Raw genomic sequence first — 25,643 nt, 5'->3', positions numbered from 1 at the left:
TTTTCCGACGCCGGCTTTATACCATGGCGATGCGGCGGGTTGCAATGACAGGCCGGCGGGAGGCCGAGTGGGCGCGCCACTCTGAACGGCGCGCCGCTTGTTCCTGCTTGTGTTGATTGGGCGAGATGGCTTGGCGGCCCGCCGCCCCTGCAGGGCGGCGAGTCTTACTTGGCGGGAATGGACTGCGCGTGGTGGAAATAGTCTTGCGGGTCCCATTGCCGTTTTACCTGTACCAGGTTGCGCGGCGCGCTGCGAAAGTTTTCTTTGAAATACAGCTGCATGGCTTGGTCGATATGACCATTTTCATGGGTGCCCAAATCGCAATCGGGGTAGTTGTAGTAGCAACCGTCCACCACGCCGTTCTTGTCCTGCTCGGGATTGGGTGTGCCGCCATATTCGGCGTATACCGCCTGATAAAAGTGGTTGATCCAGTCTAGGTGTCCCTGAGCCTGTTCCTGGTAGCGGGACTGATGGCGCTGTCCTGGAGTCGAGGGATTATTCCAGTAGGTTTGGTATTGCAGCTTCATGATGGAGCTGCGTTGCGGCACCGGGGTGGCGGTACTGCTGCGCTCGTTGACGACGCCGCCGTAGCTGTCTACTTGCAACAGGCTTTGCGCCAAGGCGCCATTTGCCAGCCCGGCCGGCTTGTCGTGCAGCCAGTGGAAAATCTCATCTTTTTGGTTTTGTGGAAAGCCCTTGTTCATATAGGCGGATTTGTATTTGCCAAACTGGTTGGGGCCGGAGCCATTCACCGTTTGCAGCGCTTCCAGGTAGGTTAAATGCTGAGCCGACGCGCTGGCGGGCAGTGCGGTCATCCAGCCTGGATGGCCTCCCATCGGCTGGCGCAGCGTGGTTGTGGGAGCAATGGAGGCGAAGCGCTGTTGCAGACTCTGGATGCGCGTCTCGGCCTGTTGGCAGTGCTGGTGAAAGCTGATGCCTGCGGGGGACGCGATCTGCAACAGCAGACCGATCTGCCCGTTATCGACATGGTTCAATTTCAGCAGGCTGAAATCGTTGTTGGACATATGCGCGCACACCTCCGCGTACAGGTCCAAAAAATGACCGAAGGCTGGCTGTTTGATCGAGTCCCAATTCCAGGCCAATGTCCATTGGGTGGCATGGTCGGGCGCATCCGGAAGGGAGGCAAAATAGTAGCGCGCGATCACGCCGAAATTGCCGCAGCCGGCGCCGCGCAAGGCCCAGAACAAATCGCGTTCCGCTTGGTCGCTGCTTTGTTCGGAAACATGGCGCAATTTCGCCTGACCCAGCGCAGCGTCCCAGGTGACGATGTCTACGCCGGTGAGATGGTCAACCGTCAAACCATGCAGGCGCGACAGCAGCCCATAGCCGCCGCCGGTGATATGGCCGCCGGCGCCCACCGAGTAGCAGGAGCCGGCCGGCAGGGTTTTGCCGTAGCCATTGAGCAAGGCGCGGTACACGCTCCAGTTTTCACAGCCGGCATCGACAAAATACGCATTGCGCTCCGCGTCGAAACCCACCTGGTTCAGGGCGGACATGTCGATGACGGCGCGGGTGCTGTCGTTGTAGACAAAGTTCTCGTAGCAGTGGCGGCCGGAGGCGATTTTGACATCGCGGCCATATTCGCTCAGCGCCGCGCCGGCATATTCGGCAACTTGCTCAAGGCGGGTGGGCACATAGACCGCTTGCAGCTGCGGCGCGAACCAGCGCCGGTCAAAGCCTTGCTTGTCGCTCAAGATCAGCGGCTGATCGCCTCCTCGCGTGGGTATTCGTTTCATTCGCCGCTCCTTTGTGTCCAGTGTCAGATGGCGGATGCCGCGGTTTGCTGTCGCTGGCAACCGATGTACGTAGTGCCTAACCCGTGCAGGTATTTGTAATCTATATCAATTAATTTTTAAAATACAAATAAGTATGCGTTTATACTTAAACGAGTCTGCGCGAGTCGTCACGTTGTTGTCGCCATTTGAATACGAAGGACGATACCGGGGAGCATATCGTTCAAGGATGGGTTTGAGAGGGTGCGGGAGAGGGAGGCGTTGTGCCGCTGAGGGGGGATTCTGGCTGCGCTGCTTGGAGCGGGATGCATTGCCTTGCTATGTCATTAGGATTAATTTTAAATTTAGATGCTTACGTACCAATACTTAAGCTCTTTCCTGTTCAGGAGCGCTTCAGCTATACCGGTGCTGAGCCAAGGCGGGCGACGTCCGCCTTGCTGTCCTCAATGACGAACTTTCCTTATGGGAGCGCAGCGATGACTGAACAAGTGCCCGGCGGCTGGTCTGGCTTTAGGTTGTTGACTGAAAACGACCGCAAAGTCTTTCATCAGGCAACGGAGGGATTGCTGGGGGTGAAGTATGTGCCGCTGGCGGTGTCCACCCAAATCGTGGCGGGTGAAAACTTCATTTTCTTGTCGAGCGCGGAGGTTGTGCATCCGGGCGCGCAGCCGCATCTGGTCGCGGTATATGTTTACCAGCCGCTAGGCGGCAAGCCGCCGTATGTAACCCGTATTGAGAATATCCAGCTCTGATCGTTGGTTTCTGCAAATGGGAAAGCACGCCTTTGGCGTGCTTTCTTTTTGTGCGCAGGCATTCGATCGTCTCGCGGTTAGGCGCGGTAAAGCGGTCTAGGAGCGCTCGCAGTTGCGTGTCGGATCAGAGAGATGTGATCAGCGCGTCGGCTTGATAGCTGGCGGTAGCGGTGCCGGATGCCGAGCTGAACGTCACCTGGAAGCGGCGGCCAATTTGCTGGATGGCCAAGACTTTGAAGGATACGACTAGATCGTCGATTCGTTGGGTGATCAGGTCACCTTGTTTGAGTTCTTTGATTTTCATATTTATTTCCTGCTTTCCACGCTTTTGGCATGGTTGCTTATTGTTAAAGCGAGTCCTTTCTGCAAGGACGGCTTGCGATGTTTTCATGAGTTTTGTCCGGATGTCATGGAGGCTGTTAAACAGCGGATTCCAACCAGTCGGCGCAAGTTCAATGCGTTTCCGCTTGACGGTTTGCAATTGCTGCTGGGCGATGCGCGACAATTACCTTCGCGTGCCAACGACTGATGATTCTGGGGAATTAAAGCTTGGCTTGAGAAGAGGAGCTTGACAGCTCTTTGAGCGGGACAACATGAAGTAATGCTGGATGATGTTGCCGTTAATTTTATGATTTGTCAACATTTTTGGAAGGGCGCGCCGTTTGTGCGGCGGCGCGCCCGGTTTTGTTGCTGCTTCGGCAGACTGGTTCCGCCCTAGCGTTCCCGCTCCGGTCCGTGGTAACGGACCATTTGGCCAGGGACGCCGCAGCCCCATAACGAATAGGCATCAGCCACTTCATTGATGCCCTCGCCGTATGGGGAGGAGGCGGGAGCCAGGTGGGCGAGGCAGCAGGCGCCCAGCTCGGTGGCGTAAAGGCTGCGTTCGGTGCAGAGCACGCGATGAGTCATGCTCTGTTGCGTAGGGAAGGCGATGGTTTGCTGGGGGCCGATCTGGCTGTAGTCTTCGTTCAGCATGACCTGCACTACGCCGTTGAGCGCGGCGTCGTCGGCCATCGATGAGGCCAGCAGATAGATCGTGTTTGATTTGGATGGGTCGGGCGAGAACCCCAGGTGGATGAAAGAGGCCCCCTTGGCTGGACCAGCGGTGAGTTGGAACCAATTGATTTCGCCATTGGCCAGGATGCGGCCGAAACTGCCGTTTCCGCCCGAGGAGCTGCCCAGCAGGGCGAGCCACAGGTTGCCGTCCGGCCCAGGCACCATCCCGACCGGGGTATTGCCGATCTCTCCGGGGATGGCGATTTCGCCGGGCGCTTGCGCAGGGTTGGCGGGAATGCGGAACAGCGCGCTGGATTGATCCAGAGTGGCATAGACATCCCCGCTGGCGGGGTGCACTTGCACGAAGATTGGCCTGGGCGGGCAGGGGATGATCCGCGGATGGCCGGGGTCATGGGTGTCAATCCGCACCACGTGGTGGCTGTCCTTGCAGGAGGCCCATAGGATGTCGCCGTCCTCCGCGACGACGTGGGGACCGCGGGCGGGTTCCGGCAACTGGATTCTTTGCAGCGTTCTGGGGGCGGCAGCCAAGTCGTGCGCGACCGGATCGATCAGCAGCAGCTCCGATTGAAACTGCAGCGTGACCCACAGGCAGCCGGGATGGCGTTTCGACACCGTCAGCCCATGCAGGCCGGAGAATGGGTTGTCGATGACGTGGACGACGGATTCAATTGGGCGCCCTGTGCCGGGATCCACCCGCATTTTCACCAAACCGCCGGATGGCTGCTGCGAGATTAGGATAAGGTCCGGCGCGATGGATACGACTTCGTGCGTCTGGCTGGATGCGGGGAGCGGGTACTCGATGACGCGTTTGAAGCTTAGCTTGGCGGCAGACATGGAGGGTTCCTCAATCATATGAAGGGGCGCTGGCACCCCGGCGATCAGGGCGCGTCATTCCACTGAGGCGACGCGCTGCGATGAATGACGGATGCGATCATGATTTGGCGTTTGTCTTCAGGTTGTTCAGCGAAGCCTCCAGTGTTTTTATCCTGCCGATGGATTCGTCCACCAGGTCGGCGATTTCCTTCGATGACTTGGTTGATTCAACGGAAAGCTTTCTCACCTCGTCGGCCACCACCGCGAAGCCTCTGCCCATTTCTCCGGCTCGGGCGGCCTCAATGGCGGCGTTCAACGCCAGCAAATTGGTCTGGGCGGCAATGTCGTTGATGGTGCCGATGATCGACGATATCTTTTCGCTGGAGGAAATGACCTGGCGCATTTCCTGATCGGTCACTCTTTCCGCTTCCATCTTGGCGGTAACGTCCACGCCATAGGTCACGATATTCTTGACGATGCCCTGTTGAGAGGTGAGGGGGCAGACGGTGACGTTCATCAGCACCATCGACCCGTCTTTTTTCCTCATCTTGAACTCTTCCGTCAGCATTTCGCCTTTCAGCGCGCGGCTGAAGTTGTCCGACCCTATGATTTCCGACAACGGGCGGGCGTGCTGCTGGAGTTCTTCATTGTTCTTCAACTCCAGGTGGGAAACCATGTATTCATTGCCTTGCAGCACCTTGCCTTCGGTGTTCCATTCGCAGATGGCGTTCGACATGCCTATGGCGGCGAATTTCTTGCTGTATTCCTCTTCCCGCTCCTTGGTTTCGGTGATGTCGGCCTGGATGGAGATGTAGTTCGCCAGGCTGCCGGTTTCGTCGAACACCGGATTGATGGCCAGCGAAACCCAATAGGCCTTGCCGGCCTTGGTGTAGTTGAGGATTTCGCCATGAAAGGGGCGCTGCTCCCGCAGGCAGGAGCCGATTTTCCGGACGGTATCGGGATTGGTGTCTTCGCCTTGAAGAATGTGTCCCGGCTTCTTGCCGATGATCTCGTCTGCCGCGTAGCCGCTCATTTTCGAGAAGCCGTCGTTGGCGAAGATGATCACGCCATTTCTGTCAGCCACCAGCGCGGCGTTGTCGGTCTGGTTGATGATCAGCGACATCAGCTTGCTGGAATTCCGGGCGTTGACCGCATCGGTGATGTCCGTTGCGTATTTGACGATCTTTATGATCTTGCCGTCAGGGTCGAAGATCGGATTGTAGGTGGCTTGAATCCAGACCTTGCGGCCACTCTTCGCCACGCGGCAGAACTCCCCTTCGTGAAACGCGCCTTTTCTCAGGCTGTCCCAGAATCTCTGATACGCCTCGCTTTGGCTTTCTTCCGGCAGTACGAATAGCTTGTGATGCTTTCCAATGATCTCTTGCTCGTCATAATTCAGCGTCTGGCAAAAATTCTGGTTGGCACGGGAAACGATGCCTTCGGTAGTGAATTCAATCACTGCCTGCGAGCGATTGATGGCTTCAATCTGCCCATTCCGGTCGGCGGCGATCATGACGTCGTTAGTGATATCGGTTGCGAATTTAATGACGCTGGCAATGCGATTGCCTTTTCGAATCGGAATGTAGGAAGCCTGTATCCATACATCTTTTCCATTTTTGGCAATTCGCCTGAATTGCGCGGTTTGATGCTTGCCTTGTTTCAGCTCCGTCCAGAATTGCTGGTAAGAGGGGCTGTTTTTATCGCGTTCCGACAGGAATATGCCGTGATGTCTGCCGACTATTTCATCCAGCGTATAACCCAGCAAGTTCAGGAAAATGGGATTGGCGTCGATGATGGTCCCGTCGGGTTTGAATTGTATGACCGCCTGGGCCGATCGTATGGCTTTGAGAATGTCCTGGTTGCTGCCTGTGCTTGAAAAATGCTTGGTAATTTCCATTTTCCCTTTCCTTGTTTTGGGCGCGAGTGAGCATGGGCAGAGCTTCTCGGCAGGCCAGGCGTGTGCGTTTTTGTGAAAAATTCAGCGCCATTTTTCAACTCAATGCATTAAATCCATCATTTTGTAGAGCCGATCGCTTTCATGCATCGCCAAATGCTCTGCGGGGCTGGCGCGTCAAACGGATGGATCGCTATTCTTTTTAGACTAGCGCCTCGTTATTCGCATGACATTTCTCGCCCGTCATGCGTCATGGAAGGGGGCGAGATCCAAGCGCTGTCAGTTCTTGGCTTGGCGCGGACACGGGGCGTGGCTGGAGCAAGGGCGAGATGGGGCAGGTGGTAGAAACTGAAGGAATGGGGGAGTAGGAATTTTCGGTTTGGCGATTTATCTTTTCCGCATGCATTTTATTTGAATGGCAAAAGAATAAAATTATTTAAAATAGTCCGGGAATATTGGCAATCAAATAATCGTCTCTATTCTTCCAGGCAGCGCTTCTAATTGGATATTCACGTTTCCAGGCATAAAGTACAGTTGAAAATCCCTGCGGCATAATTGTTTTCACCTGTCCAAAATGACTGTAGCTAATATGGCCAGTTCTTTGAGAAAGCGCTTGTTGGATAGTTTTGGTGCGCATACTCTATTTGGCAAAATGCCGAATAAGAACAATTTATATGGAGGGGTTAATGGGCAAGGCGACACCATTGCTGGAAACGGTCGAGCAGGCAGTCAGAATTTTGCAGGAAGCTCCCTTTGTCGCGATCTGGAATTACAAGGTCTTGAGCGTGCAAGCCGGGCAGGTGGAATTGGCGTTGCCGGCGCAGCCACAGTTTTATCGCCCGGGAGGCATTATCCAGGGAGGTTGTCTGATGACTTTGGCGGACACCGCGTTTTGGCTGGCAGCTATGACCGAGTTGGGCATTGATGCTCCGATTGTCACTCTGGAAATGAAAACCAATTTCCTGCGGGCGGCGCAGGCAGATGTTTACTGTCGCGCCGAAGTGATGAAAAGCGGCAAGCGTGTCACCTACGGCACGGCCACCACTACCGATGGGGCCGGCCAGACGCTGTCACATCACACCTTGACCTACCTCGCCGTCTGAACCTATCGCCGGGAACAATTTCATCGGTCGGACTTGGCTTGCTGCATTGGCCATCTCCGCCCGCAGGCCGACTTGCGCCTGTTTAAGCGACGCGCCGCGCTCCGGGAAGCAGTTTTGCCGTTGCGGACCATCGTCGCCATTCACTTTGGAGAAAGGAAAGCACGATGGAAAGCGCGATCTATTCGCATGACGTAAGCCTGAAGGATATCGGCGCGATGCCGGATGACTACCGCGAGACCTTGATTCACCAGCTGTTGGCCAATGGCGAAGGCGAATTGAGCGCGGGAGACACCTATATCGATTCCTTCTATCCCTTGGCGCCGGATGCGGACGAACGCTATATCTGCGCGCAGTTCGCCGCGGAGGAGGTGGATCACTTCCGGCGTTTTTCCCGTCTATTGGCCGAGCTGGAGGTCGATACCTCCCATATGCTGGGCCAGAAAAAGGAGGATAGGCGGTATTTTGCGGCGGAAAGCATGACGACGGAGTTTCACAGCTGGGAGGAGCGGGCGGCTTTCAGCTTTTTGTGCGAGCTGGAGGGGCATTACCAGATCAAGGAGATGGTGAGCAGCAGTTACCAGCCGCTGCGCGAGGAGGCCCAGGCGGTGTTGAAGGAGGAAGCCCGGCATTTCAGCCATGGGGCGCTGCTGATGCGGCGCGCGGCAAAGGACAGGGATGCGCGGGCGCGGGCTCAGGAGGCGCTTGACCGCTTGTATCCGATGGCGATGGACATGTTTGGCCGCTCAGACTCGCGCCGCAGCGAAATGGCGGTGAGATGGGGACTGCGGCAGTACACCAACGGCCAATTGCGGGACATCTATCGCGATGACGTCCGCGGCCATATCCAGCGTCTGGGTTATGCAGTTCCCGACGAGATGGCGCATCGCAAGTATTTCTGATCCCGCAGTCCGAACCTGTCGACAGGAGAGCATCATGAACGATATGGCAATGGCAGTGGAAGCGCTGGCCCGGAAAGTGATGAACCACCGGGTGTTCGACCATCCCATGTACCGTCACTGGGCCTGTGCGCCGCTGCCGGCGGCGCAGTCGGCGGCCTTGTTCCACCAGTTGCAGAATTTTTGCGCCTCGACCCGGTTGGGAATGGCTTTCCCGCAGGGATTAAGGAATATGGGCCTGCCCAAGCAGGCGGAGCTGATGTCGGAAATAGAGGTCTCGGAAGGCGGCCACGGTCCTGATCTGGCGAGAATGGCGGGGCATATCGTCAATCTGGCCGGCAAGAAGCAGGTGTTCGATGATCTGGACGACCAGGAGGAGGTGGAGGCTGGACTGAAGCGCTACTCCGACCAGCTTCTGGGCGACCTGCCCGGCTATGATCGAGCCAGCGGCTTGACCCGCCAGGCGCGTGAGGCCATCGCCGTGTTTCAGCAAAGAAGCCGGTCCGACCCCGAATCCACCATCCGCAATCTGGGCATCGCTTTCGCTTTGGAGTTGATTTCCAACCGCTCGCTGATTCCGGGCGAGAAACGGGCTTTGATTGATTCCGGCAACTATGGCGTTAGCCTGGACGATCCGGAAATGTATTATTTGCTTGATCATTGGGGGGAGTGCGGAGCGGAACAGCAGCATGAGCTGAATGTGCGGCAAGCCATCGCAGGCGTGCTCAATGCGGAAACCGAACCGCTGGTTTTATCCGGCGTCGATGCTTTCCTCGATGCGCTGGCGGCCTTGTGGGACGTGATAGACAACCAGTTGTTGCCGGCGGAGGCGGCGGTCTGAAAAGAAAGCCTCAGCGCTATTGTGTTTTTGTTCCTGTCCGGTCGACGGTTTGATCGTTTTGTCGCGGTTGTCTTGAAACATGCGCCGATTCGCGGCAGGAAAACAAATGCATTCATTATTTTTTAGGCGAAAAGAATAATACTTATGGTTTTTATTTTGATTCGCCACATTTTAATGGATGAATGGTATGATTTTTGAATGAAAACGCCACAGCAATCTTCCTGCCCGTTCCATGCCGGCGGCAATCCGCCGGCATCGCCCAAATCGTCCGCCGGGAATTGGCCGCCGGGTCCGGAGTCCGGCCTGACCGGCTGGGGGCTGCTGACGCAATTGTCGCGCGATTTGATGGGCACGCTGGCTGGTTGGCAGCGCGAGTTCGGAGATCTGGTGCATGTGCGCACCTGGCCGGAACACCAGATCATCGTTTCCGATCCGCATCTGGCGCGCGAATTGCTGGTCAATCAGGCCGATTCGCTGCGCCGCTGGGAGCGGGCGCTGAGCGTGTATGGCCGGGTGCACGGCCATAGCGTGTTGATCGCCGAAGGAGAGGCCTGGCGCGAAAAGCGGCAGGCGCTGCAGCCAGACTTCACGCGCAAATCGGTGCAGGCTTTCTCGCCGTCCATCGTGGCAGCCGCCCGGCGGGCGTTCGAGCAATGGCCGGATCGGCGCGACGCCTGGCCGATAGAGAGCGAGCTGACGTCGGTGACGATGGAAGTGATTCTGCGGATGATGTTCTCCAGCGGCGTCGGAAGCGAGGCGCGGGAGGCGGAGGAGGCCGTCCATACCCTGATGGTGGCCTCCACTGAAGAGCTGTGGCGGCCCGCCAGCCTGCCGGACTGGGTGCCATGGCAACGCAAGCGCCGCCGCGCGCGGCTGCTGATGAACGGCTTGATCGAGCGGCACTTGCAGGCAAGGTTGAGTTTGCCGGAGGACGCATGGCCGGAGGATCTGCTGTCCCGTTTGCTGCGTCTTCATTTGCAGCAGCCGAAAAGTTGGCCATTGCAGGCGGTGCGGGACGAGTGCAAGACGGCCTTCCTGGCCGGGCATGAGACGGTGGCGGCTTCGCTGGCCTGGTGGGCCTGGTGCATGGCGTCCCATCCGGATATCCAGGAAAAGGCGCGGACCGAGGCGTTGGCGGCGTGGCCCGGCGAGGAAAGCGGGGACGCGGACTTGTCCGCGCTGCAATACGTAAGCCAGACCTTGCTGGAAACGATGCGCCTGCACCCGGCGGTGCCGCTGCTGATGAGCCGCCGCGCCGTCAAGCCGGTGACGCTGGGAGACTGGACCTTCCCGGCAAAGACGGTATTCATGGTGCCAATGCAGTTGATGCAGCATGACGAGCGCTGGTTCCCGGAACCGCTCAGCTATCGTCCGGAGCGTTTCGATCCCGATGCGGCAAGGCCGCAGCAGGGCGCCTATCTGCCCTTCGGCGGCGGGCCGCGCGTGTGTCTGGGGCAACATCTGGCAGTGGCGGAAATGACGCTGGTGGCCGCGCAGTTGCTGCGCAGATATCGATTGTCGCCGCCGGCCGGGATGGCGCCGCCGCGAGCCGTGTTCCATGTTTCGCAACGCCCGAGCGCGCCTTTGGCGCTGGATATCGCGCGCATCTGACCCGCGGCGGATGATGCCGCGCGCCGGCGGCATGTTTGGCGGTTGGCGCGACAGAACTTCGAGGAGACCGCTGATGCTCGAGGGAGGCTGCCTGTGCGGCGCCGCGCGGTATGCGGTCCGCGATGAATTCCGCTATGCGTTCAATTGCCATTGCGGCCAGTGCCGGCGGGCCACCGGGGCGGCCTTCAAGTCCTTCGCCGGCATCGAGCGGAAAAAGCTGATGCTGATCCGGGGACGGGACAGCCTGTTGATTTATGGCGACGAGCGCGCGCATGACGCGCGCTGCGGGCAATGCGGATCGCTGCTGTATTCGGTAGTGCGCGGCGGCGAGTTCGTCCATGTGACGCTGGGCACTTTGATCGACACTCCGGCCATCCGCCCCTCCGCGCATATTTTCGTCGGCTCCAAGGCCGCGTGGCACGATATCACCGACAATCTGCCGCAGCACGACGAGTTTCCCTGAGGCTTGGATCGCCCGCGCTGTTTGCGGCGGGAGCCGGGCCGGCTTGGACGAGGCTGTCCGTTCGGCTATCCTTTTCGGCATCGATTCGACCGCCGACCTTTTTACGATGTCTCACCCCATGTTTTCCGCCCGCATTAAACTGCTGCATTACGGCAGCGACAGCATCCGCCACGCGCATGACGGCCATCACCAGTGGGTGCTCGGTCTGGCCGGAGCATTGGAGCTGGAAATGGAAGGGCGGCCCTATCTGAATGGCGCGGGTTCCGCGGTGCGCATTCCGGCCGGCGTTTCCCATTGCTATGCCGGCGCGCCGGGCAACTGGCAGCTGGTGCTGAACGTGCCCATCTCGGAAAGCGGCGTGGACGCGGCTGCATGCCAGTTGGTTTTGCCGGACGCGGCCAGGGAGCTGGCCGACTGGGCCGCGCGGCATCCGCAGCCGGGAGCGCGGCAGTCCATATTGGCTGGCATGTTGCTGGATTTGCTGCTTCCCGGCATGCCGGCAGTTTTCGCGCTGGCCGCGCGGCTTGACCGTTTCCTGGACTCCCGGTTGGGGCGGCCGTTGACTGTGGCGGATATGGCGGCCGCCTGCCATTTGTCGAGCAGCCAATTCCACGCCCGGCTCAGAACGGAAACCGGACTGACGCCGATGGCCTACCTGTGTCGGATGCGAATGGAGCGGGCGCGGCGCTTGCTGCTGAGTAGCCGCGCTAGTGTGCTGGAGGTGGCGCTGCAGGTGGGCTACCAGTCGGCTTCCGCTTTCAGCGCGGCGTATCGGCAGCGCTTCGGCGCCAGTCCCAGCGAAGAGCGGGGCAGAGTCCGGCGCGCTTAAATCGTAGCCCGGCGCGCGTTGCCTTCGCGCGCTTCGGCCATACTGCGGCCATGTTCGATCACATGGAAAACGCAAAATGTCCGATTCAAGCAACATCAATTGGGAAGATTTCCTCAAGGTGGAATTCCGGGCGGGGACCATCGTCCACGCCGAGCCCAATGCGCAGGCTCGCAAACCTGCCTATGTGCTGAAGGTGGATCTGGGCGAGCTGGGGGTGAAAACATCCAGCGCCCAGATCACAGACCACTACCGCCCCGCCGACCTGATCGGCAAGCGGGTGCTGTGCGTATGCAATTTCCCGCCCAAGCGCGTGGCCGGCGTGCGCTCGGAGGTGCTGGTGACCGGGGTGCACGACGAGGCGGGCGGGGTGATGCTGGCCGAGTTTCCGCTTGCGGCGCCGAACGGCGGCCGGCTGATGTGACGCGATTGGCCGCGGCCGCCCCGCGGAACGGGGCGGGCGGCATGGTTTAGCTCAAACGCTTGATGATGTTGCTATTGCCGTTGGCGCGCACCACCACCCAGCCGGCCGGCACTGGCGAGCCGACCATGATCCATTGGGTCTGGCCGAAGGAAAGCGGCGAGATCCGGGATTGCGGCGTCGCGCTTTGCGTCGGCGCGGCGGATGCGGCGCCGGCTGCGGCAAGCGCGGCGGCGAGAATCATCAATTGACGGCAGTTCATGTTTGCTCCTGACAAGATGGTTGCGGTGGATAGAGCCAAGGCTGTATTTTGCCGCCATGATATGACATTTGATTTTTGTTGGGTGGTTTTCGCGGGCGGAATTGACTAGGAGCAGGCGAGTTTGGTCTGAAGCGTTGTTTGCCTGACGGCTTGCCGCGCGTCTGCGCTCTGGCGCGCGAGGCTTGGGCGGCGTGGGATGGGGCTGGCCTCCGAGGTTTCCCGCCGTGGGCGCTTGCGCCGCCATGCTTGCTGGTTTACCTTGCAGCTTTTCGCCGGACAGTCCGGCTTCCCTTTCTTATCCCATGTCGATCGCCATAGCTGAATTAGCCGAATTTTTGCCGGATGTCGCCCCCTATCCATTGGAGGAATGCGACGGCGTGGCCGTGATGCGTTGCCGTTTTCGTATTTCAGCCTACGACGACGCCTGGTTCGCGGCGTTGGGCGTGGCGCGTCCGGATACGCTGGAGCGGGCTGTGTCCAAAAGAAAGGCGGAGTATCTGGCGGCGCGTTATCTGTGCAAGCTGTTGCTGGAGGCGCGCGGCCTGCCGCCCGGCGTCGGCAGCGGCCGGCATCGGCAGCCGTTGTGGCCGGCGGGCTGGACAGGCGCCATCACCCACAGCGACGAAACCGCGATGGTGGCGCTGGCACCGGCCGAGGGCGGCTTGATGCTGGGCATGGATCTGGAGCGCTGGATGTCGGACAAGACCGCCGGCAATGTGCGGACCGGCATTCTGGTGGAGGGCGAGGATGAAGTTCTGGCGGGGCCGTGGACGTTTCCGCATGCGCTGACGCTGGCCTTTTCCGCCAAGGAAAGCCTGTTCAAGGCGCTGTACCCGACAGTGGGCGAGTATTTCGATTTCGACGCGGCGGAAATGGTCCGGGTGGATTGGGACCAGGGCCGTTTCTCCATCCGTCTGCGGAAGACGCTGGCGCCCGGCCTGGAGGCCGGGCGGACGTTCGATGGCGGTTTCCATCTGCGAGACGGCCAGGTGCTGACGCTGATCCGGGCGTCTCTCTGACCCGGGGCTTGCCGCTCAGCCGGCTGGCCGCTCGGGATCGCTGCGCTGCAGCTGCGCCCAGTAACCGTAGTTCACTTCCAGATTTTCCTGCAGGTCCGACAGATTGACGGCGTAGTTGCCGACGATTTGCACCGCTTGCATCGCCAGATTGCATTCCTGCTCCAGCAGTTTGGACAGGGTGTTGGCGTTGCGCAGCTTCTCGGCCTCTCCCAGCCAGCCCAGCCAGTGTTCCACCCAGGCGTTTTGTTGCTGCTGCAGTTTTTGCAGCGCGGACTGCTGCAGCTGGAACAGGCTGAACCAGGTTTGAGGCTGCGCGGCGCTGGGCAGCAGGGCGAGCGTGGAGCCGGCGTTGTTGAGGCCGCGGGCCAGCCAGTTGCTGAACAGGGTGTCGACCTTGGCCGGCGCCGCCGCGTTGCGGGCGGTGGCGTCCAGCGCGGCGGACAATTGACGGACGTTGTCGTCGGTATTGGACATGGCGATTCCTTTCTGCGCGCTCAGCCGCCCAGGCGGTCGAGCATGGCGTGGATGGCGCGGATTTGCACCGCGTTGCGCGAGTAGTAGTCCGGATTGGCCGGATCGTCGCTGGAATAGCCCCACCAGTCCCAGCAGCCGTCGGGATTTTGCGCCTGGTTGTCGTCGCTGCCGCTGGCCTGGGGGTAGAGGACGATGATGTTGTTGCTGTCGGCCAGATAGTTGTAGCCGGTGGTGGTGACGTAGCGGTTGCCGTAGGGCGGTTGGCTGGAAATGTCGGCGCGGCCGTAGCTGAAGTCGACGTAGCTGTAGCCCTGCTTGCAGCCGTGCAGCGCGATGTGCACGCGGGCGGGCGCGCCGTCGGCCACGGCTTGCGGCACGTAGGCGTAGCCGAACTTGCCCATGCTGGCGTAGGCCTGCTGGCCGTCGAGGAATTCTGACTGGTCGAAGCGCAGCAGGCGGCCGCTGAGCCTCTCCGCAGGCGGCTTCAGGTCAGGATAGATGTGGTTGAGCATGCTGTGGGACTGCATGAAGCCGCCATTGTTGAGATAGGGTGGCTGGTTGAGCGCCAGGGGCGAATCCTCGGGGTTGTCGGTGATCAGCGAGTGGCCGGCCGGCAGGTTGTCGTGGTAGGCCAGGTTGGCGTCGGACAGGCCCAGCAGCCGGTACAGCTCGCGGGTCTGGGCGACCACCGGGGAATGAACCACATTGTCCTGGGTGCCGGTGAAAATATAGACGCGGTTGTCGCGCAGATTGGACAGCGCGTCTATTTTCCCTGCCTGTTCGGCCTCCTGGGCTAGTTGCAGCGAGCGGCGGGCGTTTGGGGCCAGTTCGGGCAGCAGCGGCGCCATGCACAGCTGCAGCGCGTTCAGCTCGTAGGCGTCCTCCGCCAGCGGGGCCGCGCCGCGAAAGGTTTCCACGCCGCGGTACGGGCCGCCGGCCACCACGCCTGCTCCGGCGAAGCTGGCGGAGTGGGCCAGATGCAGCTGCACCGTCATGAACGCGCCCGAGGACAGGCCGGAGACCGAACTCTTGCCTTTCTCCACTTCGTATTTTCCCAGCCGCACCACTTCCGGGAATATGTTGGGCATCGCAAACCTCCTGTCTGTTCAAGCGTTGGCAAACGGAACCTGCGCGAGGCATTCTCTGCGCATTTATTGACATTTGCGTGACCGCGGTCATCTGGTATGACGGCGCGTTGACAGAGAGGCGGTTTGCGTGTTGTGCGGCGCACAATGGGTAATCGGGATGCGCGGGAAGGGACGATCTAGCCGGCGGCGGACTGCTGCAGCCAGTCGATCACCGCCTGCAGCCGGGATGGCATGGGGTCGAGTTTGGGGTGGACCAGATAGTAGGCATAGCGCTCCACCGGCTCGAACGCGCCCAAGGGCAGCGCGAGCTGGCCGCTGTCGAGCAGCGGCTGGGCGAGCCTGCGGCGGGCGATGGCGACGCCGGCATGGCCGACCGCGGCGGCCAGGCACAGATCCGAGCGGTCGAGCGTCAGTCCGCGCGGCGGCAGCAGGGATTCGCCGCCATGCCGGCGGGCCCACAACGCCCATTCCGCATCGTGGGCGGCCTGCCGCCAGGCTTGCGCGTCGTGCAGCAGCCTGCAGTCGCGCAGCCGCGCCGGATCGGCGGCCAGGCCATGGCGTTCCGAATAGGCGGGGCTGCAGACCGGCGCCATCTCCTCGTCCATCAGCTTGCGGGAGGCCAGCCCCGGGAAATGGCCGTCGGCGTAGTACAGCGCCAGATCGGCGCGGCCGCCGCGGAAATCGGCGTCGCCGTTGCCGGTGCGGATGTCGAGATCGATCCGCGGATATCGGTCGGCGAAGGCTGCCAGGCGGGGCGCCAGCCAGCATTGGGCGATGGAGGGGTGGGCATGGAGGGCGACGCGGCCGGAAGGCTCGGCGCCGGCTTCGGAATAGAGCGCCGCGTCGAGTTCGGCCATGCTTTTTTCCAGCGCGGCGAAGATGCGCTCGCCGTCCGCGGTGAGGCGGATGCCGCGGGTCAGGCGCTGAAACAGCCGCAATCCCAGCGAGCGTTCCAGCCGGGCGATGCGGTGGCTGACGGCGCTCGGCGTCAGGCAAAGCTCGTCGGCGGCCGCGGCGAAGCTCAACCGGCGCGCGACGGCTTGGAAGGTGTGCAGATTGGCGAGCTGGCCGCCGTCCAGCCGTGTCGGATGCATCGTCGCTCAGCCCGGCAAGCCGCGGCCGCGCCGCAGGTAATCGTCCATTTCCGCCTTCGGAACCATGCTGCCGCCCGTCGCCCAGATCAGGTGAGTGGCGCGGGCGAGCCGTTCCGCGTCGAGTCCCATGCGCTGGCGATAGCCCTGGTTTTCGTCCAGCACGCGGGCGATGCCGGGCGCGCCTGCCAGCGCCGAGGGTTCCAGGCGCAGGCCTTCCGCCTGCTCCAGCATGGCCAGCAAGCGGAACAGCTCGTCGTCGTCCACCGTGTAATAGCCGTCGATCAGCCTTTGCATCGCGCGGCCGACGAAGCCGGAGGGGCGGCCGACGGCTAGTCCGTCGGCGGCGGTGCGGTTGTCGATGCCGAAGTCCTGCACCGAGATCCGGTCGTGCAGGCCGGTGAGCACGCCCAGCATCATGCAGGGAGAGTGAGTGGGCTCGGCGAACAGGCAGTGGACGGCGTCGCCGAAGGCCAGCTTGAGTCCGAAGGCCACGCCGCCGGGGCCGCCGCCGACGCCGCAGGGCAAATAGACGAACAACGGATGCTCGGCGTCGACGCGCGCGCCGGCCTCCGCCAACTGGACCTTCAGCCGTTCCGCCGCCACCGCGTAGCCCAGAAACAGGTGGACGGAGTTCTCGTCGTCGACGAAGTGGCAGGATGGATCGCCGGCGGCCTGCTTGCGGCCTTGCGCCACGGCCGCGCTGTAGTCGGAGTCGTATTCTTCCACGGTGACGCCGTGCGAGCGCAGCTTGTCTTTCTTCCACTGCCTAGCGTCGGACGACATGTGCACGGTAGCCTGGAAGCCCAGTTTTGCGGCCATGATGCCGATGGACAGGCCGAGGTTGCCGGTGGAGCCGACGGCGACGCGGTGGCGGCCGAACAGCGCACGCGCTTCCGGGCCGTCCAGTATCGCGTAGTCATCGCCGGGGCGAAGCAGACCGTGAGCCAGCGCCAGCGCCTCCGCGTGCTTCAGCACTTCGTAGATGCCGCCGCGCGCCTTGATCGAGCCGGAGATCGGCAGATGGCTGTCGGCCTTCAGCCACAGGCGTCCGGGCAGCGCCATGCCGTAGCGGCGCTCCAGCGCCTGCTGGAAGGCGGGCGCGGGCAGCAGCGGCGATTCGATGATGCCGCCGCTGTCTGCGGTCTCGGGGAAGGCGCGGCGGATATAGGGCGCGAAGCGTTGCAGGCGGGCGGAGGCGTCGGCGACGTCGCCGGCATCCAGGCCGGCGTCGCCCAGCGCCTGGGCGGCGGGCGCGACCGCGGGATTGAACCAGGCGCATTCGCGCAGATCGGCCAGGCGCCGGATTTCGGGGTGGATCTGTCGCCATTCGTCCAGCGTCTTGCCGTGAATCATTTGGATGTCCTGTCTTGGCCGCGGAAGTCCGGCGGGAGTCGCCATTAAACGACAGCCGCGAGCGGCTGGCAAAGGACGAATCTTCAGGCGACGGCTGATTGCCATTCAAGCGTGGCGACATTCTGCAAGCGTGTCTCTTGCTGATCGGCGTCAAAGCCGCGCGTGTTTTTTGCAACGGGCTGTTTGACAGGGGTCGCCTTATGCGCCATATCGCAATAATCGGCGGCGTCCAATTCTATTGGCATGCCGCATGTATCGTCGGCTTTCAACCTGCTACTCCACATTCCGGCTGAGTGATGAATCCTTCCGACATCAAGGCGGATCCTAGACCCAAGATCCTGTTGTGCTGCGCCGCGCTGTGGCTATGCGCTTGCGGCTTGCTGGCCCTGCTTGGAGGCAGTGTGCCAGGTTATCTGGCAGTGTCCTTGCTGGCCGCGGGGTGTCTGCTGGCGGTTTGGCTGCTGGGCGCGCCGCCGCCTCCGCCGCTTGTCGACGATGGCGTGTCGGCGGCGCGGGAGCGGATGCTGAGCGGGCTGGGCCTGCTGGGCCACGGCATTTCCGACATCTCCGGCGCGGTGGAACGGGACGTGTCGCAGATGCAGACCATTCTGAGCGACGCCATCGTCAAGCTGGTGCAGGGCTTTTCCGACATCGAGGCGATGCTGCGCGAGCAGCAGGCTCTGGCGCTGAAGATCGTCCAGCATGGCGATCATGGCGACGGCGCCGGTTTCGACGCGTTTCTCAAGCGCACCTCGCAGAGCATGACGGAGTTCGTCGACAACACCGTCAGCACCAGCAAGACGGCCATGGTGCTGGTCGATCGCATGCACGAGATCAAGAAGCGGGTCGACGCGGTGGAGGGCGCGCTCAGCGACATGGCGGAAATCACAGCCCAGACCAATATGCTGGCGCTGAACGCCGCGATCGAGGCCGCCCGCGCCGGCGAGTCCGGACGGGGATTCGCGGTGGTGGCCGACGAGGTGCGCAAGCTGTCGCAGCGCTCATCCGATTTTTCCGGGCAGATACGCCAGTCGATAGATCTGATGGTGCAGGCCATCGAGCATGCCAAGTCGGAGATATTCGAGATGGCGTCCCGCGACATGAATTTCGCGCTGGACGCGAAGACCCAGATCGAGGACATGCTGGGACAGCTGTCGCGGATGAACTCGGATACGGGCCAGGCGGTGGACCAGCTGTCGCAGATCGCCGGACGCGTCGGGGACAGCGTGCGCGCCACGGTGACCGCGCTGCAGTTTCAGGATCTGGTTTCACCCTTGGTGCGTAATGTCAGCAGCCGGATGCAGGGCTTTTACCAAGTGGGCGACAGCATGCGCCAGATGGATGGCAAGGACGAAATCGAGAGGCTGGAGGACATGCGCCGCCAGTTGCAGCAACTGGTCGACAGGCACCGGGCCAACGGCGCCGCTCCACAGGGGATGTCGGCCGGCGACATCGATCTGTTCTGAGCGGAGCGACAGATCCCGCCAGGGTGAGCAGTCAACCGCGCGATCGAACCGAAAGCCGCGGCGCCGGAACAAACCGCTTCTGATCAGAGCGGCCAATGGAGGGCGGCGAGATGGGAGTCAGGCTGGGCAAGACGGCGGACAAGTCGGTGATCTCGGTAGAGGGCCGTTTCGATTTTCAGCAGCACGAGGCGTTTCGGGCATGTCTGGACGAGGCCCTGGAGCGCGGAGGCGGCCTGGGGCTCGAGGTGGACTTGTCGCGGGTGGATTATCTGGAAAGTTCGGCGCTGGGCATGCTGTTGGTGATGCGCGACCGGGCGAAGGCGCTTGGGATAGACAACATCGCGTTGCTGGGCTGCCGCGGTTTCGTGCGGCAGATTCTGGTCGTGGCCAGCTTCGACAAGTTCTTCTCCCTTCGCTGAGCGCCCCATGGACCGCACATTCACCGTGCTGGTGGCCGAGGACGTCGAGCCCACCCGGTTGTTGATGGGCTTGGTGATCGAGGAGATGGGCCATCAGGTCTGGTATGCCGAGAACGGCCTGCAGGCGGTTGAACAATGCCGGCAGGAACTGCCGGACATGGTGCTGATGGACATGATGATGCCGTTGATGGACGGCCATGAGGCCACCCGGCAGATTCGCCAGCTGTGTCCGGACCGCTGGCTGCCCATCATCTTCCTCAGCGCGCGCAGCGACGAGGAGGCCCATATCAGCAGCCTGGATGTGGGCGCCGACGATTACCTGCCCAAGCCGATCAATCTGACCATGCTGGCCGCCAAGATCCGCGTGATGCAGCGGATCAGCGAGATGCAGCGGCGGATTTCCGACGATGCCCGCCAATTGATCCGTTATTACCACACCAACGAGCGCGAACAATTGTTCGCCAAGCACGTGCTGGACAGCATAGTCGGCAGCGAGGAGCTGGATCTGCCGGAGGTGCGCAGCTGGCAGCAGTCCGCGGAGCAGTTCAGCGGCGACGTGCTGGCCCGCGCGCTGTCGCCGACCGGGCAGCTTTGCCTCATGCTGGCGGACAGCACCGGACACGGATTGTCCGCGGCGTTGTCTTGCCTGCCCGCGGTCGACATTTTCTACGCGATGGCGCGGCGAGGCTTCCCACTGACCTCGATGGCGCGCGAAATCAATACCAAGCTCAATCGCTTGTTGCCGGTGGGGCGCTTCGTCGCCGCGGCGCTGATCACCATAGATTGGGAACTGGGATGCGTGGAAGTCTGGAACGGCGGCATTCCCTGCGTGATGTTCGTCGATGACGATGGCTGTCCGACGAAAGAGTGGAAGTCGCAATATCCGCCATTGGGCATCTTGTCCGTCGACGAGTTTTGCTGGGGCAGCGAGACATATTTCTGGGAGCAGAGCGGGCAACTGGTGGTGTGTTCTGATGGATTGACCGAGGCTGAAAGCCCGGGGGGCGAACAGTTCGGCTTCGGTGGACTGCTGCAGGCGCTGATATCCAGCCCGGCCTCGCCGCTGGACGGCATTCGACAGGCTGTGCTCGGGCACTTGGGCGGCGCCAACAATCGCGACGATATCTCGCTGGGGGTGGTCCGGCTGGAGGCGGGCGTGAATGCCGCGCTGGACCGGGTGGCCGATCACCAGGGGCGAGATGACGGCGGCCAGCTGGGCAGCTGGAAAGTGTGCCTGGTCTTCGGCGCGGAGGAGTTGCGGCGCGATCAAAGCATTCCGCTGCTGATCGGCTGGCTGAACCAGCTGGGTTTTCGCGGACGGCAGTTCAAGGAAGTGTTGCTCATCGTGTCGGAGCTGTTCAATAACGCGTTGGACCATGGCGTGCTGGGGCTGGATTCCGGGATGAAGGACCAGCCGGACGGCTACGAGCGCTATTTCATGCAGAGGCGCGAACGATTGGCCGGCTTGGAGCAAGCGGAGCTTGAGCTTGTGCTGGAGCGTCGGCGCAGGGATGGCGGCGATGCGGTGCTGATACGCCTGCGGGACAGCGGCGCGGGATTCGATAGCCTGGCCTTGATGGCAAAACTGGATGGGCAGGCCGGCAGTCATCGCCATGGCCGTGGCGTCACCCTGGTGAAAGCCTTGTGCGCGCGATTGGCCTATCACGGCAACGGAAACGAAGTGGAGGCGGAATTCAGGCTGTAAGGTTTCGCCATCGATTAAGAGGGAGCCGGCTGTAAGGTTTCGCCATCGATTAAGAGGGAGCCGGTCTGATGATGTCCTTGCCCGACAGCCTGTCTGCTCCGTCCAGACGCGGCGCCGCCGCCTTGGCCGGCGCCGTCGCGCTGTCCACGTTCTGGGCGCTGGGGCTGGCTCGCGGCCAGGGTCTGATCGTTCCCCTTTACGGCAATGCGCTGGCCTTGCTGCTGCTGTGGCAGGCCTGGGCTCGGCCTGATCGCCATGCGCTGGCGCTGGCCGCATTCTGGCTGGGGGGCTGGGCCCATCTGGGCGCGCTGCCCGCCGCCGAGTTGGCCGCTGTCAATTGGCTGCAGGCGGCCGGCGCCGGATGGTTGCTGAACCGCGCCCTGGAGCGGGGGCCGAGGGAGGCTGGCGGCGGTATCGGCTTGCTGGCGGCGGCGCTGGCTCCGGGCCTTCCGGGCGCGTTGCTGCTTTGGATGCATCCATGGCTGGACTCGGGCGGCTGGTACGCGGGCGGCATTGTGGCGGGGCTGTCGCTGTTGCCGCCATGGATGGCGTTGCGCCGCTTCGGCGCCGCGGGCTTGAGCCTGGACCGCGTATTGATGTTCGTCGCCCTGGCGCTCGCCTGGTGCGCGCTGATGGCGAAGTGGCGGCCGCTGGGCATTGCCGATCTGGCGCTGCCCGTATTGCTGGCCTGTCTGCTGCTGGATACGGCAGGCGCGATGCTGGCGCTGCCGCTGATGGCCATTCTGGCCTGCGAAACCCTGATCCGCCTGTTCCCGGAAGCGATGCCGGCGCCGCTGCGCCAGCCAGAGCCGCTGGTCTGGCTCGCCCAGATGCTGTTCTGGCTGGGCGCCGCGTTTTTGCCCCATGCAGCCAGGCAGGTTCGCGGCGCGCGCGCGGAGCGGTCGCTGGGGAGGAGGCGCTTGTCGCAGGCGCTGAATGGCATTGAAAGCCATGGCGCGCTGCTAGACGGGGAAGGACGGCTGATCGAGGCGGGCGATGGCCTGCGCCGCTTGCTGGGCGACGGGCTGCGTGGCCAGGACATGGCGGCTTGCTGCGTTCCGGATGATGCGCAGCTCTGGCGCGAAGCCCTGGCCCGGCGCGGGGCGGCGCAGCGGTTGCGCTTGCGGCTGATGGCTGGCGAGGATGATTTTTGCCATTGCGAATTGGACCTGACGCCGCTGGAGGAGGGCGTGGACGGCATAGCCTGGCTGTTGCGGGTGGAGGTTCTGGCGCCGCAGAGACAGGATGGGCGCGAGGCTGAGGTTATCCAGGCGCAGTTGGAGTCGTTGGCGGCCGCATTCGATATCGGGCGGTGGACGTGGGACGCGGAGTCCCAGTCGCTGGCGTGGGATGGGCGGATGCGCGTGCTGCACGGGGCGGAAGGCGAGGACGAGGTCAGCTGGGCGCGCTGGCGGAGCTTCGTGCATCCGGATGAGCTGCTTGCCTGGGATGGGCTCTGGGCCGACGAGTTGCGCGAGCTGGCCGCTGAAGGGTGGGATTACCGCATCGTTGACGGCGAAGGCCGTTTGCGCTGGTTCCGGCTATGCGCACAGGTGGATCGGGACGACGCGGGAAGGGTGCTTTGGGCCGAAGGAGTGTGCTGGGACGCGGGCAGCCTTCAGGAGGGGCGGGCCGAATTGCGCCGCGTGCGCGACGAGTTGCAAACCGTGCTCGACTCGATGCCGGCAATGGTCAGTTATTGGGACGGCAATCTGCACAATGTTTTCGCCAACCGAGCCTATCTGGACTGGATGGGGCTGGAGATAGGCGACGTGATGGGGCGTCATCTGCGCCATGTGATCGGAGACGAGCGCTATCGCGCCAACCAGCCTTATATCCAGGGCGCGCTGGACGGCGTAGCCAGCCTGTCCGAGCGCTGCATCATCGACCTGAGCGGCCAGGAGCGGCATCTGCTGGCGCATTACGTTCCGCATTGGCAGCAGGAGCAAGTCAGCGGATTTTACGTGTTCGTCACCGACATCACGCCGCTGAAGCAGGCGCAGCGGGAGCGGCAAGAGGTGCAGGCCAGGCTGCAGGGCATCATCGATTCCGCCAGCGATTTCGCGATCATCGCCACCGATCTGCGGGGCGAGATCAGCATTTTCAGCGCCGGCGCCGAGCGCATGCTGGGATATCGCGCCGATGAGCTGACGGGGCTGGCCACGCCGATGATCCTGCATCTGCCGGAGGAGGTGGCCAAGTACGAGCGGGAGCTGTCGGAAGAGCTGGGAAGGCCTGTCGCCGGCTTCGACGTTTTCGTGGAGAAAACGCGGCGAGGCGGCAGCATCATCCAGGAGTGGACCTACCGCCACAAGGATGGCCGGCACATCCCGGTCAGCCTGGTGACTACCGGCATCTGGCAGGACGGCTGGCTGTATGGCTTCGTCTGCATCGCCAAGGATGTCCGCGCGGAGCGGGAGGCGACGCGGATGCTGGAACTGGCCAAGGAGCAGGCCGAAAGCGCCAGCCGGGCCAAGAGCGAATTCGTCGCCAACATGAGCCATGAAATCCGCACGCCGATGAACGGCGTGCTCGGCATGCTGGAGCTGCTGTCCAGCACCAGGCTGGACGGCGCTCAGCGCGACTACCTGGACATGCTGCAGCTGTCCTGCCGATCGCTGATGGCCATCCTCAACGACATCCTGGACTTTTCCAAGATGGAGGCTGGCAAGCTGGAGGCGGCCCGCGTCGATTACGACCTGAACGAGGTGCTGGGCGCGCTGGCGGCGATGATGTCGATGAACGCCGCGCGCAAGGCGCTGGAACTGGTGATCGCCGTCGAGCCTGATGTGCCCGCGAGTCCGGTCGGCGACCCTCTCAAATTGCAGCAGGTGCTGGTGAATCTGGCGGGCAATGCGATCAAGTTCACCGAACGGGGCGAGGTGGCGGTAACGGTGGCGCTGGAGAGGGGCGCGGCCGGCGACAAGCTGTTGTTCTCCGTCCGCGACACCGGCTTGGGGATGGACGAGGCGCTGTTGAAAACGGTATTCGATCCCTTTATCCAGGCAGACTCCTCCAATACGCGGCGTTTCGGCGGCACTGGCCTGGGCTTGACGATTTCCCGGCGACTGGTCGAACTGATGGGCGGCGAGATGGGGGTGGAAAGCCGGTTGGGCGAGGGCAGCCGTTTCTGGTTTTCCTTGCCTTTGCAGGCCGCCGGCGAGGCGCGCGCGGCTGCCGCCCCGTTTGGGCGCGTGCTGGTGGTGGACGACAACGCAGGCAGCCGGCAGGCGGTCTGCTGGCATGCGGCGCGCTTGGGAGGATCGCCTGAAGGGGCTGCGGGCGCGGGCGAGGCGCTGGCCGCCCTGGGGGAGGAGGCGGGGACGGCGTTCGGGGTCGCTCTGGTGGACTGGCGATTGTCGGGGGAGAGCGGGCTGGAGCTATGCGGCGAGATACGCCGGCGTTGGCCGGACCGCGACATCGTCCTGATCGCGATGGCGGGAGCCGATGACAGGGTCAGGTTGGACCGGGAAGCGGGGCGGGAGGCACTGGACGGCGTGCTGGTGAAGCCAGTGACGGCCGGCGCGCTGGCCGACGCCTGGCGAAACGCGCGCGCGCGCGAAGCTGAGTCCGGCGCGGGGCCATCCCGCGCCAAGCCCGCTGGATGGCGGCCGGCGCGGGTTCTGCTGGTGGAAGACAATCTGATCAACCAGCAGGTGGCTTGCGGCTTGCTGCAGCAGGCGGGCTTGCAAGTGGAGACCGTGGAGAACGGCCGGTTGGCGGTGGAGGCGCTGAGGGAGCGGGGCGAAGATTACGCGCTGGTGTTGATGGACAGGCAGATGCCGGTGATGGACGGCGATACCGCGGCGGCGTTGATACGCGGAGAGCTGGGACTGAAACTGCCCATCATCGCGATGAGCGCCGGCATGTCGCCTGAGGAGCGGTCGCAGTGCCTGCAAGCGGGCATGGACGAATTCATCGCCAAGCCGATACAGCTCGACCGCCTGTACGCGGTGCTGGACCGTTACCTGGCTTGGCCGCCGGAGGCCTCGGCGTCCGCCGAGGCGGATAAGGCGGTGTTTTCAACCGAGTTGCTGCGCCTGGCCGGTTCCAGCCCCGCCGCGCGCGAACGGGTGCGCAAGCTGATGCAGATGCTGATCGATACCAGCGGATCGGAAATGACGCGCATCCAGGCCAGTTTGGAGCAGGGCTTGCTGGATGCCGGCGCCAGGCAGCTGCACGCCATGCGCGGCAGCGTGGGCTCGTTTGGCGCGGCCGACCTCGTGTCTTTGCTCAAAAGCCTGGAGAAAGCGGTCAAGGAGGGGCGGAGCCAGAATTGGCCGTCATTGCTGCAGGATATCGAACGTGAGTTGGAGCGAGTGGCGAGCGCCGCACGGGCCTGGCTGGCTGACAACCCTGTCTGACGCGCGGC

At 62.5% G+C, this 25,643-nt stretch carries 22 protein-coding genes and 1 pseudogene; 13 read left to right on the top strand and 10 right to left on the bottom strand.

The genetic code is table 11. The features are described from left to right. Positions 1-164 precede the first annotated feature (164 nt). Positions 165-1,757, bottom strand: a complete 1,593-nt coding sequence (locus ACX17K_RS02715; RefSeq protein WP_493773575.1) for an FAD-binding oxidoreductase — start codon at positions 1,755-1,757, stop codon at positions 165-167. A 473-nt stretch (positions 1,758-2,230) separates the two neighbouring features. Between ACX17K_RS02715 and ACX17K_RS02710 the strand changes: the two genes are divergently transcribed. Beyond that, positions 2,231-2,506 carry a hypothetical protein gene (locus tag ACX17K_RS02710; protein ID WP_493773574.1) on the top strand — a complete coding sequence of 92 codons (276 nt, stop codon included), beginning with the start codon at positions 2,231-2,233 and terminating at the stop codon, positions 2,504-2,506. 124 nt (positions 2,507-2,630) lie between these two features. Here ACX17K_RS02710 and ACX17K_RS02705 read toward each other — a convergent pair whose 3' ends face one another. The 3 genes and pseudogenes from ACX17K_RS02705 to ACX17K_RS02695 all read right to left on the bottom strand — a co-directional run. Beyond that, entirely contained in the window at positions 2,631-3,011 is a 381-nt protein-coding gene (locus tag ACX17K_RS02705; RefSeq protein ID WP_493773573.1) for a hypothetical protein, read from the bottom strand. Positions 3,012-3,220: 209 nt separating this feature from the next. Continuing rightward, a complete protein-coding gene (locus ACX17K_RS02700; RefSeq protein ID WP_493773572.1) occupies positions 3,221-4,357 on the bottom strand; it encodes an NHL repeat-containing protein in 1,137 nt (378 codons plus the stop codon). 169 nt (positions 4,358-4,526) lie between these two features. After that, positions 4,527-6,233: pseudogene (locus ACX17K_RS02695) on the bottom strand (PAS domain-containing protein); the annotation flags it as partial. A 683-nt stretch (positions 6,234-6,916) separates the two neighbouring features. Here ACX17K_RS02695 and ACX17K_RS02690 point away from each other — a divergent pair. The 7 genes from ACX17K_RS02690 to ACX17K_RS02660 all read left to right on the top strand — a co-directional run bounded on the left by ACX17K_RS02690 (position 6,917) and on the right by ACX17K_RS02660 (position 12,394). Continuing rightward, entirely contained in the window at positions 6,917-7,333 is a 417-nt protein-coding gene (locus ACX17K_RS02690; protein ID WP_493773571.1) for a PaaI family thioesterase, read from the top strand. 164 nt (positions 7,334-7,497) lie between these two features. Further along, positions 7,498-8,232 (top strand): Phenylacetic acid catabolic protein, encoded by a 735-nt coding sequence (locus tag ACX17K_RS02685; RefSeq protein ID WP_493773570.1) that lies wholly within the window; start codon positions 7,498-7,500, stop codon positions 8,230-8,232. Positions 8,233-8,266: 34 nt separating this feature from the next. Then, a complete protein-coding gene (locus ACX17K_RS02680) occupies positions 8,267-9,070 on the top strand; it encodes a hypothetical protein (RefSeq protein ID WP_493773569.1) in 804 nt (267 codons plus the stop codon). A gap of 198 nt (positions 9,071-9,268) precedes the next feature. Next, on the top strand, positions 9,269-10,681 hold the full coding sequence (locus ACX17K_RS02675) for a cytochrome P450 (protein WP_493773568.1): 1,413 nt from the start codon (positions 9,269-9,271) through the stop codon (positions 10,679-10,681). Positions 10,682-10,754: 73 nt separating this feature from the next. After that, the gene (locus tag ACX17K_RS02670; protein ID WP_493773567.1) at positions 10,755-11,144 is read left to right on the top strand and encodes a GFA family protein; all 390 of its coding nucleotides are present in this window, start codon (positions 10,755-10,757) and stop codon (positions 11,142-11,144) included. A 118-nt stretch (positions 11,145-11,262) separates the two neighbouring features. After that, the gene (locus ACX17K_RS02665; protein WP_493773566.1) at positions 11,263-11,973 is read left to right on the top strand and encodes a helix-turn-helix domain-containing protein; all 711 of its coding nucleotides are present in this window, start codon (positions 11,263-11,265) and stop codon (positions 11,971-11,973) included. Positions 11,974-12,049: 76 nt separating this feature from the next. Further along, a complete protein-coding gene (locus tag ACX17K_RS02660) occupies positions 12,050-12,394 on the top strand; it encodes a tRNA-binding protein (protein WP_493773565.1) in 345 nt (114 codons plus the stop codon). 46 nt (positions 12,395-12,440) lie between these two features. On the opposite strand, the gene ACX17K_RS02655 is transcribed toward ACX17K_RS02660, so the two are convergent. Beyond that, the gene (locus ACX17K_RS02655) at positions 12,441-12,653 is read right to left on the bottom strand and encodes a hypothetical protein (RefSeq protein WP_493773564.1); all 213 of its coding nucleotides are present in this window, start codon (positions 12,651-12,653) and stop codon (positions 12,441-12,443) included. Between the two features lie 386 nt (positions 12,654-13,039). Between ACX17K_RS02655 and ACX17K_RS02650 the strand changes: the two genes are divergently transcribed. Beyond that, positions 13,040-13,672, top strand: coding sequence for a 4'-phosphopantetheinyl transferase family protein (locus tag ACX17K_RS02650; protein ID WP_493773603.1), 633 nt, complete (start codon positions 13,040-13,042; stop codon positions 13,670-13,672). 15 nt (positions 13,673-13,687) lie between these two features. Here the strand turns inward: ACX17K_RS02650 and ACX17K_RS02645 are convergent, their stop codons facing one another. The 5 genes from ACX17K_RS02645 to ACX17K_RS02625 all read right to left on the bottom strand — a co-directional run bounded on the left by ACX17K_RS02645 (position 13,688) and on the right by ACX17K_RS02625 (position 17,950). Beyond that, the gene (locus tag ACX17K_RS02645; RefSeq protein WP_493773563.1) at positions 13,688-14,146 is read right to left on the bottom strand and encodes a hypothetical protein; all 459 of its coding nucleotides are present in this window, start codon (positions 14,144-14,146) and stop codon (positions 13,688-13,690) included. Between the two features lie 20 nt (positions 14,147-14,166). Continuing rightward, on the bottom strand, positions 14,167-15,234 hold the full coding sequence (locus tag ACX17K_RS02640; protein ID WP_493773562.1) for an extracellular catalytic domain type 2 short-chain-length polyhydroxyalkanoate depolymerase: 1,068 nt from the start codon (positions 15,232-15,234) through the stop codon (positions 14,167-14,169). Positions 15,235-15,410: 176 nt separating this feature from the next. Then, on the bottom strand, positions 15,411-16,328 hold the full coding sequence (dsdC, locus tag ACX17K_RS02635; protein ID WP_493773561.1) for a DNA-binding transcriptional regulator DsdC: 918 nt from the start codon (positions 16,326-16,328) through the stop codon (positions 15,411-15,413). A gap of 6 nt (positions 16,329-16,334) precedes the next feature. Then, entirely contained in the window at positions 16,335-17,681 is a 1,347-nt protein-coding gene (dsdA, locus tag ACX17K_RS02630) for a D-serine ammonia-lyase (RefSeq protein ID WP_493773560.1), read from the bottom strand. A gap of 83 nt (positions 17,682-17,764) precedes the next feature. Then, a complete protein-coding gene (locus ACX17K_RS02625; RefSeq protein ID WP_493773559.1) occupies positions 17,765-17,950 on the bottom strand; it encodes a hypothetical protein in 186 nt (61 codons plus the stop codon). A gap of 27 nt (positions 17,951-17,977) precedes the next feature. Between ACX17K_RS02625 and ACX17K_RS02620 the strand changes: the two genes are divergently transcribed. The 4 genes from ACX17K_RS02620 to ACX17K_RS02605 all read left to right on the top strand — a co-directional run bounded on the left by ACX17K_RS02620 (position 17,978) and on the right by ACX17K_RS02605 (position 25,635). Further along, positions 17,978-19,147: a methyl-accepting chemotaxis protein gene (locus ACX17K_RS02620; protein WP_493773558.1), complete on the top strand. Its 1,170-nt coding sequence runs from the start codon at positions 17,978-17,980 to the stop codon at positions 19,145-19,147. Positions 19,148-19,257: 110 nt separating this feature from the next. Continuing rightward, positions 19,258-19,566, top strand: a complete 309-nt coding sequence (locus tag ACX17K_RS02615; protein ID WP_493773557.1) for an STAS domain-containing protein — start codon at positions 19,258-19,260, stop codon at positions 19,564-19,566. A 7-nt stretch (positions 19,567-19,573) separates the two neighbouring features. Then, positions 19,574-21,271, top strand: coding sequence for a SpoIIE family protein phosphatase (locus ACX17K_RS02610; RefSeq protein ID WP_493773556.1), 1,698 nt, complete (start codon positions 19,574-19,576; stop codon positions 21,269-21,271). A gap of 68 nt (positions 21,272-21,339) precedes the next feature. After that, entirely contained in the window at positions 21,340-25,635 is a 4,296-nt protein-coding gene (locus tag ACX17K_RS02605; protein ID WP_493773555.1) for a response regulator, read from the top strand. The last annotated feature ends 8 nt before the right edge of the window (positions 25,636-25,643 follow it).

Source organism: Chromobacterium sp. INPA-IVC (assembly GCF_059047085.1).
Note: the sequence above shows the minus strand (reverse complement) of the source record. Positions and strands in the feature narration are given on the sequence as shown.

Coding starts and splice junctions, on each gene's coding strand:
- dsdC (WP_493773561.1), bottom strand. CDS start 16,328: ATGCATCCGACACGGCTGGACGGCGGCCAGCTCGCCAATCTGCACACC.
- ACX17K_RS02690 (WP_493773571.1), top strand. CDS start 6,917: ATGGGCAAGGCGACACCATTGCTGGAAACGGTCGAGCAGGCAGTCAGA.
- ACX17K_RS02640 (WP_493773562.1), bottom strand. CDS start 15,234: ATGCCCAACATATTCCCGGAAGTGGTGCGGCTGGGAAAATACGAAGTG.
- ACX17K_RS02660 (WP_493773565.1), top strand. CDS start 12,050: ATGTCCGATTCAAGCAACATCAATTGGGAAGATTTCCTCAAGGTGGAA.
- dsdA (WP_493773560.1), bottom strand. CDS start 17,681: ATGATTCACGGCAAGACGCTGGACGAATGGCGACAGATCCACCCCGAA.
- ACX17K_RS02680 (WP_493773569.1), top strand. CDS start 8,267: ATGAACGATATGGCAATGGCAGTGGAAGCGCTGGCCCGGAAAGTGATG.
- ACX17K_RS02700 (WP_493773572.1), bottom strand. CDS start 4,357: ATGTCTGCCGCCAAGCTAAGCTTCAAACGCGTCATCGAGTACCCGCTC.
- ACX17K_RS02605 (WP_493773555.1), top strand. CDS start 21,340: ATGATGTCCTTGCCCGACAGCCTGTCTGCTCCGTCCAGACGCGGCGCC.
- ACX17K_RS02650 (WP_493773603.1), top strand. CDS start 13,040: ATGCGTTGCCGTTTTCGTATTTCAGCCTACGACGACGCCTGGTTCGCG.
- ACX17K_RS02685 (WP_493773570.1), top strand. CDS start 7,498: ATGGAAAGCGCGATCTATTCGCATGACGTAAGCCTGAAGGATATCGGC.
- ACX17K_RS02655 (WP_493773564.1), bottom strand. CDS start 12,653: ATGAACTGCCGTCAATTGATGATTCTCGCCGCCGCGCTTGCCGCAGCC.
- ACX17K_RS02645 (WP_493773563.1), bottom strand. CDS start 14,146: ATGTCCAATACCGACGACAACGTCCGTCAATTGTCCGCCGCGCTGGAC.
- ACX17K_RS02620 (WP_493773558.1), top strand. CDS start 17,978: ATGAATCCTTCCGACATCAAGGCGGATCCTAGACCCAAGATCCTGTTG.
- ACX17K_RS02610 (WP_493773556.1), top strand. CDS start 19,574: ATGGACCGCACATTCACCGTGCTGGTGGCCGAGGACGTCGAGCCCACC.
- ACX17K_RS02710 (WP_493773574.1), top strand. CDS start 2,231: ATGACTGAACAAGTGCCCGGCGGCTGGTCTGGCTTTAGGTTGTTGACT.
- ACX17K_RS02665 (WP_493773566.1), top strand. CDS start 11,263: ATGTTTTCCGCCCGCATTAAACTGCTGCATTACGGCAGCGACAGCATC.
- ACX17K_RS02675 (WP_493773568.1), top strand. CDS start 9,269: ATGAAAACGCCACAGCAATCTTCCTGCCCGTTCCATGCCGGCGGCAAT.
- ACX17K_RS02715 (WP_493773575.1), bottom strand. CDS start 1,757: ATGAAACGAATACCCACGCGAGGAGGCGATCAGCCGCTGATCTTGAGC.
- ACX17K_RS02670 (WP_493773567.1), top strand. CDS start 10,755: ATGCTCGAGGGAGGCTGCCTGTGCGGCGCCGCGCGGTATGCGGTCCGC.
- ACX17K_RS02615 (WP_493773557.1), top strand. CDS start 19,258: ATGGGAGTCAGGCTGGGCAAGACGGCGGACAAGTCGGTGATCTCGGTA.